Genomic DNA, 6,302 nt, shown 5'->3' on the forward strand with positions numbered 1-6,302 from the left:
CCCGCGCTCCGCTCCCCGCGCTCCGCTCCCCGCGAAAAGCGCCCCGCCCCGGCGCCCGCGCGCGGCAGGCTGCCTCCATGGACCCGAGCCCCGTCTTCCCGCCCCCGCTGCGCACCGTCCGCGCGAACGGCCTGACCCTCGCCTACCGCGAGACCGGTCCCGCCGACGCGCCCCCGCTCCTCCTGCTGCCCGCGCGCGGCGAGTCCTCCGCCGACTGGGCACCCGTGCTCGGCCCCCTCGCGGCACACCGGCGCGTCCTCGCGCTCGACCCGCGCGGCCACGGCGCGAGCGAGTACCCCGGTACGTACTCTTTCCCGCTCCTGCGCGACGACGTACGGGCCTTCCTCGCCGCGCTCTCGCTCACGCGCGTCGACCTGGTCGCGCACTCGCTGGGCGGCATCATCGCCTGCCTCCTCGCCCAGGAGCATCCGGGACTGATCCGCCGTCTCGTCCTGGAGGACGTCCCCGCGCCCCTGCCCCTCGCCACCCCCCCCCGGCCCGTGCCCGAGCGGCCCACCGGGCCGCTCGGCTACGACTGGCGGATGGTCCTCGCCACCGAGCACCCCCGCAACCACCCCGACCCCGCCTGGTGGGAGCGCATGGACCGCGCGGACGTCCCCGCGCTCGTCCTCGCGGGAGGCCCCACGAGCGTCGTCGACCAGTCCACCGTCACCGCGCTCGCCCGGCGCCTGCCACGCGCCCGCCTCGTCACCGTCCCTGCCGGGCACCACATCCACGCCACGGACCCCACCGCCTTCCTCGCCCACGTCCTGCCGTTCCTCACGGCGCACGGACCCGTACCCGGGGACGAACCGGCGGACGGACCCGCCCACGACCTCGCCCGCGAACGGGCGCACGGACCCTGGGGCGACTGACCCCGGCATATGCCGCACCGGTGCGCGCGGCGCGCGGATGCGGGGGGAGAAAGGCTGACAGATGATGCCAGCGATGGGGTCTTTCGGCCCTGGCACATCCCGCTCCACCGGGGAAGGCTGGAGTTGCAGGGGCTCAAGAGGCGCCAGGTGAAAGCGGCGGCGCCGGGAACGAGGACATCATGAGTGAGCTGCCGGTGGTAGCGGCCGTGGACGGCTCGGAGGACAGCCTCCGTGCCCTTGACTGGGCGATCGAGGCCGCCCGGCTCCGCGAGGCGGTGCTGCGGATCGTGCACGTGCGCCAGTACGCGGCCTGGACACAGCCCGAGGTGCTCGCCGCCGGGCCGGAACAGGTCGGCGACCCGGTGCTCGACCGGCTGCGCGCGGACCTGGAGGCGCGCGGCGGGAAACTGCCCGTCCTGGAGTTCGTCACGGTCGAGGGCGCGCCCGACGCGGTCCTGCCCGAGATGGGTGCCGACGCCCAGCTCCTCGTCCTCGGCTCGCGCGGGCGCGGCGGCTTCGCCAGCCTCCTGCTCGGCTCCAACGGGATGGCCGCCGCGCGGGACGCCTCCTGCCCGGTCGTCGTCGTGCCGCGACCGGGGCGCGCCGTGCCGGAGGACGTGACGACCGAGGTGCCCGACGGGCCGCGCGTCGTCGTGGGCCTGCCCGTCGACCTCAAGGACGACTCGACGCTCGCCTTCGCGTTCACCGAGGCCGAACGGCGCGGCGCGGCGGTCCACATCGTCGTCGCCTACCCCTGGCCCGCGCTCGCCTGGACCGCCGTGGGCGACTACACGCCCACCGTCGAGGACCAGGAGGCCGCGGAGGCCGAGTGCCTCACCCTCGCCAAGGACCACCTCGACCCGCACCGCGCCGCCCACCCGGGCGTCGAGGCGCTCGTCTCCGTCGCCGCGGGCGACGCAGCCGGGCACCTCGTCGCCGCGTCGAACGGCGCGGAACTCGTCGTCGTGGGCCGCCACCGCCGCCGCCTCCTCCAGCCCGCCCGCATCCTCGGCTCCGTCACCCAGGCCGTCCTCCTCCACGCCGCGGCCCCCGTCGCCGTCGTTCCGCTCACCGCCCAGGACGAGGCGGAGAGCGGGGAGGGCGTGGCGGCCTGAGACGCGGGACGCAAACGGCCGGTGCGGGTTCCGGCCCGCGCCGGGCGGTACGGGGACGGGCGGCCGGGAGACACCGGCCGCCCGTCCCCGTACGCGGCCCTCGCGCCACTCCGCGCACCCGCGCGGCGCCCGTCCCACCACCCCTTTTCCGCCACCCCCGCACCCCCTCTCCCGGAGGCCCGGTTACGCAGGGGTGCCCGCTCGTGACCGGAGCCGGACACGTACCATGGGCCGCATGTCGTTCCTCCGCCGCCGTACCCCCGCCACGCCCGCGGGCCCCGACTTCGACGTCCTGGCCATGGACCCGGGGGACTGGCCCGGGAACCTCGTCGCGGGGCTGCTGCCCGCCCAGGACGGCAGTTGTCAGGGGGTCTTCCTCCAGTACGACCTGTTCGGCGGCCGTGGACCCGCCATGATCATCGGCAACCTCCCGGCCGGCTCGCCCGCTCGTGAACTCGCCGACAAACAGGTTCCCTTCGAGGTCGCGCAGCTCCTGCTCGCGCTGGAGAACGACGAGGACGTCGAGGTCGTCGACGTCGAGGACATGCCGGTCATGCAGGGCGACAACCTCCTCATCGTGCGCCGCCTCAAGCTCTCCGAGGGCCGCATCTCCTGCGTCCAGTTCGACCGCAGCGACAACGTGCTCGTCACCATCGCCGCCTGGGACCGGCCCATCACCGACGACCTCTACGCGCTCCTGAAGCCGCTGCCCGCCGCGTTGTTCCAGCAGGGCTGACCGAGCCTCCCGCGCACCCCCGGCACCCACCCGGACGGCCCCTCCCGCTGTCCGGAATGCGCTGCCCACCGGCTTGAGCGTCCGCGCTCCCTCGCGGACCCCCGTCCTCGCACGGGCCGACCGCCGGCACCACCACCCTCCCGACGGTCGCGGGCCCGACCAGCACCGGGACGCACGCGAAGGGGCCGGCCCCCGCGAAAGGACCGGCCCCCTCCACCGCGGACCTCAGCGCACCCGCGACACCGTCACGTCATCGGCGTTCACGTACGCCACCCGGTGCCCGAACTGGATCTCGTAGTACTCGTTCTCCCCGCGCACCACCTTGTGGTCCGTCGTGTCGAAGGTGGGCGAGTAGAAGTACTCGCCGTGCACCTTCCCGCCCGCCACGTACCGCTGCCCCGCGAGGAGCTTGTACGAGAACGGGGAGAGCGCCTGCGGCGTGATGTTCGCCGGGTAGGCCGAGGCCTCCGGGTAGGCCCGCCCGTACACCGGCACGTCCGCGCGCCCCTTCTTCGGCGTCACCACGAGCCCCCGCGAGGGTACGGCGACCGGCTTGAGCAGCGAGTTCTTGAGCCACCCCTTCTGCCCGTTGTACCAGAGCGCCACCCAGGAGCCGCGCCGCTCGGCGACGACGTACTGCTGGCCGCTGGAGACGCGCGCGCCGACGTCGTTGACCCCGGTCGTCGTCTCCTCGCCCTTCGGGTACAGGCCGATGTCCTTCACGAGCGGCGCGTCGTCCGAGGGCGACTGCCGCAGCCACAGCTCGCTCGACCCGTGGCTCGGGCACGCCGCCGCCGGATCGTCCGCCGAACACCCCGTGTACGCGGGCTTGTTGGCCTCGTACCTCGGCGCGATCGTCACGACGTCCGACCACGGCAGCGCCGTGGCGCGCACCGGCTTGCCGAGCAGCGCGAAGTAGTGCGACCAGTCCCAGTACGGACCCGGGTCGGTGTGCATCGCGGGGATGCCCGACGTCGTCGTCGCGGGCACGTTGTCGTGGCCGAGGATGTGCTGCCGGTCGAGCGGGATGTCGTACTTCTTCGCGAGGTACTTCACGAGCCGCGCCGAGGACCGGTACATCGATTCCGAGAACCAGGCGTCGGGAGCGGTGAGGAACCCCTCGTGCTCGATGCCGATCGACTTCGCGTTCACGTACCAGTTGCCCGCGTGCCAGCCGACGTCCTTCGTCGGGAAGTGCTGCGCGATCAGCCCGTCCGTGGAGCGGATCGTGTAGTGCCACGCCAGGTACGTGGGGTCTTGGACGAGGTCGAGCGTCTTGTCCCAGGTCTCCTCGGTGTCGTGGATGACGATCGAGTCGACGGACTGGTCGTGCGGCCGGTCGGCGAGGTCGTGGTTGCCGTAGTCGCCGTCCCCGTACTCCTCGTACGGGGCCGGCACCCACTCGCAGGCCACCGTCGGCGGGCACTCCGTCGGCCCCGTGTCCGTCTTCTTCAGGCCCATGGCGCGCAACTGCCCCGGCTGGGCCTTGGCGCGCGCGTCCGCGGGGAGCGCGACCGACTGCCCCGCGTCCGTCGTGCGCCGCTGCCCGTCGCGGATCACCGCGAAGACGTCCTCGGCGTACGAGGCCGCGCCCGCGCTGTCCTCGGCGCCCGAGAACGCCGCGACCGCGCCGAACCAGTCGGCCGGGTCCTGGCTCAGCGCCCGGCCCTGCGCGCGCTGGGCGGCCGCCAGGAGCGCCGCGCCGCCCGCGACGTTCGCCGCCGCGTCCTCGCGCAGCTTCTCCGCGTCGATGCCGGTGAGGGCAGCCGCCTTCGGCAGCGTCTCCAGGCGCGCGGGGACCTCGCCGGTGCGTGTGTCCGTACGGTGCGCGGTCAGACCGAGGGGGCGGCTCGTGTCGCCGCGGGGGTCCTCGGCGCCCTCGCCGTGCGGGTGCGCCACGACCCCGGTGAGCGCCGTCCGCGCGTCCGTCAGGTGCATCGGCCCGTACCCGCCGCTGACACTCGGCGCGCCACCGTGCTCGTCCCACCGCGACTGGAGGTAGGAGACGCCGAGGAGGACCTCGCCCGGGACGTGGTACGTGGCCGAGGCGGCGGCGAAGGCGTCCTGGAGCCGCCCGGTGTCCCGGCCGGAGGAGGCCCGCGCGGTCTGCGCGGCCCCGGCGGGCGTCGCGGCGAGGAGCGGCAGGAGCAGGGCGGAGGAGGCCAGAGCGACCGCCGCCGTCCGGCGTCTGGGACGGGCAGGGGAAATTCCTCGCAAAGCAGCCTCCTGGGGGAGTGGACGCGCTGGAGTCTCGTGACCGGACGTGCCAGTGGTACCCGCTCCCCGACGATCCGTCAATCATGCTCCGCGCGAGGGATTTCCCATGTCAGGCCCCGGTTGCGGCAGCACCACAGGAGTGGACCAATGGAGGGTGCGGGGCCGTCCGCCGCGCTGCCAGCGGCGACACCCCGCGCCCTCCCCACCAGCCCCGGCAGTACGTGCCGCGGGACGCCACCGGCGGCCGGGGAATTCCACCCCTTCGGTCGCGGACGCTGAGGAAACGTTTCGCCGCCAGGGGCGCGTTCCGTCCCGTACCGGTCCCCGGGGCCCGCGGCCGGACGGTGCCGCGGGCCACCCGTGCCGGGCGGGGCCGTTCAGCGGGTACCGACCGCCGCGCGCACCGCCCGCCGCGCCGTGGCGCAGTCGTCGTGCAGCCGCCGCAGGAGCAGCCGCTGCTCCTCGCCGGAGGCCGGCACCCCGGGAACGGCGGCCGGGGCGGCCTCGTGCATCGTGCGCTGCACCGCGCTCTCGTACGTACGGATCTCCCGGGTGAGGACGAGCATCAGGTTCACCAGGAAGGCGTCCCGCGCCGCCGGGCCCGCCGCCTGCGCGAGCTGGGCGATCTGCCGCCGCACCTCGGGCGCGTCCCCGATCACCGACCACAGCGTCGCCAGGTCGTACCCCGGCAGGTACCAGCCCGCCCGGTCCCAGTCGAGCAGCACCGGGCCCGCGGGCGAGAGCAGCACGTTCGACAGGAGCGCGTCCCCGTGGTTGAACTGCCACATCCCGCTCCGCCCGGCGCCGCCCGCGACCCCGTGCAACAGCTTCTGGAGGTCGTCGAGGTCACGGTCCGTCAGCATCCCCAGCTCGTGGAAGCGGGCAAGGCGCGTCCCGTAGTCCAGGGGTGTGTCGAACGTACCGGCCGCGGGACGCCAGGAGTTGACCCGGGTGACCGCCGCGAGCGCGGCCCGCAGGTCCGCGCGCGCCGGAGCGTGCGCCGGGTGACGCTGAAGCGCCGCCGGGCGGCCGGGCATCCGCTCCACGACCAGGACCCCCTGGTCCGGGTCGGCCGCCACCAGGCGCGGCACCCGCACCGGCGGGCGCTGCCGTACGAAGGAGCGGTACGCGGCTATCTCCTGCCGGATGCGGCCCGACCACACCGGCGAACGGTCCAGTAAACACTTCGCGACCACGGTCGCCCGCCCCGTCGTGCCCGCGAGGAGCACCGAGTGGCCGCCCTGGCGCAGCAGTTGGACCGGGTGGAAGTCGGGGCAGATGCGGTGCACCGCGACCACCGCGGCGCGCAAGCGCTCGCCCTGCGGCCCCGACAGGTCGAGCCGGCCGCTCAGCCGCTGC

General features: G+C 74.7%; 5 protein-coding genes. 3 read left to right on the plus strand and 2 right to left on the minus strand.

The window, feature by feature from the left end; all coding sequences use genetic code 11:
* Positions 1 to 77 precede the first annotated feature (77 nt).
* From G3I42_RS07920 to G3I42_RS07930, 3 genes are all read left to right on the plus strand, one after another.
* Positions 78 to 875 (plus strand): alpha/beta fold hydrolase, encoded by a 798-nt coding sequence (locus G3I42_RS07920; protein ID WP_164283710.1) that lies wholly within the window; start codon positions 78 to 80, stop codon positions 873 to 875.
* Positions 876 to 1,054: 179 nt separating this feature from the next.
* Positions 1,055 to 1,990, plus strand: coding sequence for a universal stress protein (locus G3I42_RS07925; protein WP_164283712.1), 936 nt, complete (start codon positions 1,055 to 1,057; stop codon positions 1,988 to 1,990).
* Positions 1,991 to 2,225: 235 nt separating this feature from the next.
* Positions 2,226 to 2,726, plus strand: coding sequence for a hypothetical protein (locus tag G3I42_RS07930; RefSeq protein WP_164283714.1), 501 nt, complete (start codon positions 2,226 to 2,228; stop codon positions 2,724 to 2,726).
* A gap of 225 nt (positions 2,727 to 2,951) precedes the next feature.
* On the opposite strand, the gene G3I42_RS07935 is transcribed toward G3I42_RS07930, so the two are convergent.
* Positions 2,952 to 4,943 carry an N-acetylmuramoyl-L-alanine amidase gene (locus tag G3I42_RS07935; protein WP_164283716.1) on the minus strand — a complete coding sequence of 664 codons (1,992 nt, stop codon included), beginning with the start codon at positions 4,941 to 4,943 and terminating at the stop codon, positions 2,952 to 2,954.
* A 377-nt stretch (positions 4,944 to 5,320) separates the two neighbouring features.
* Positions 5,321 to 6,302: aminoglycoside phosphotransferase family protein (locus G3I42_RS07940; protein ID WP_164283718.1), on the minus strand; the 982-nt coding region annotated here is incomplete at its 5' end.

It is taken from the genome of Streptomyces sp. SID11385 (genome assembly GCF_010548245.1).
Lineage (GTDB): Bacteria > Actinomycetota > Actinomycetes > Streptomycetales > Streptomycetaceae > Streptomyces.

Bases quoted from the DNA above. Each gene is read 5' to 3' on its own strand.
- G3I42_RS07920 (WP_164283710.1), top strand. From the start codon at position 78: ATGGACCCGAGCCCCGTCTTCCCGCCCCCGCTGCGCACCGTCCGCGCG.
- G3I42_RS07925 (WP_164283712.1), top strand. From the start codon at position 1,055: ATGAGTGAGCTGCCGGTGGTAGCGGCCGTGGACGGCTCGGAGGACAGC.
- G3I42_RS07930 (WP_164283714.1), top strand. From the start codon at position 2,226: ATGTCGTTCCTCCGCCGCCGTACCCCCGCCACGCCCGCGGGCCCCGAC.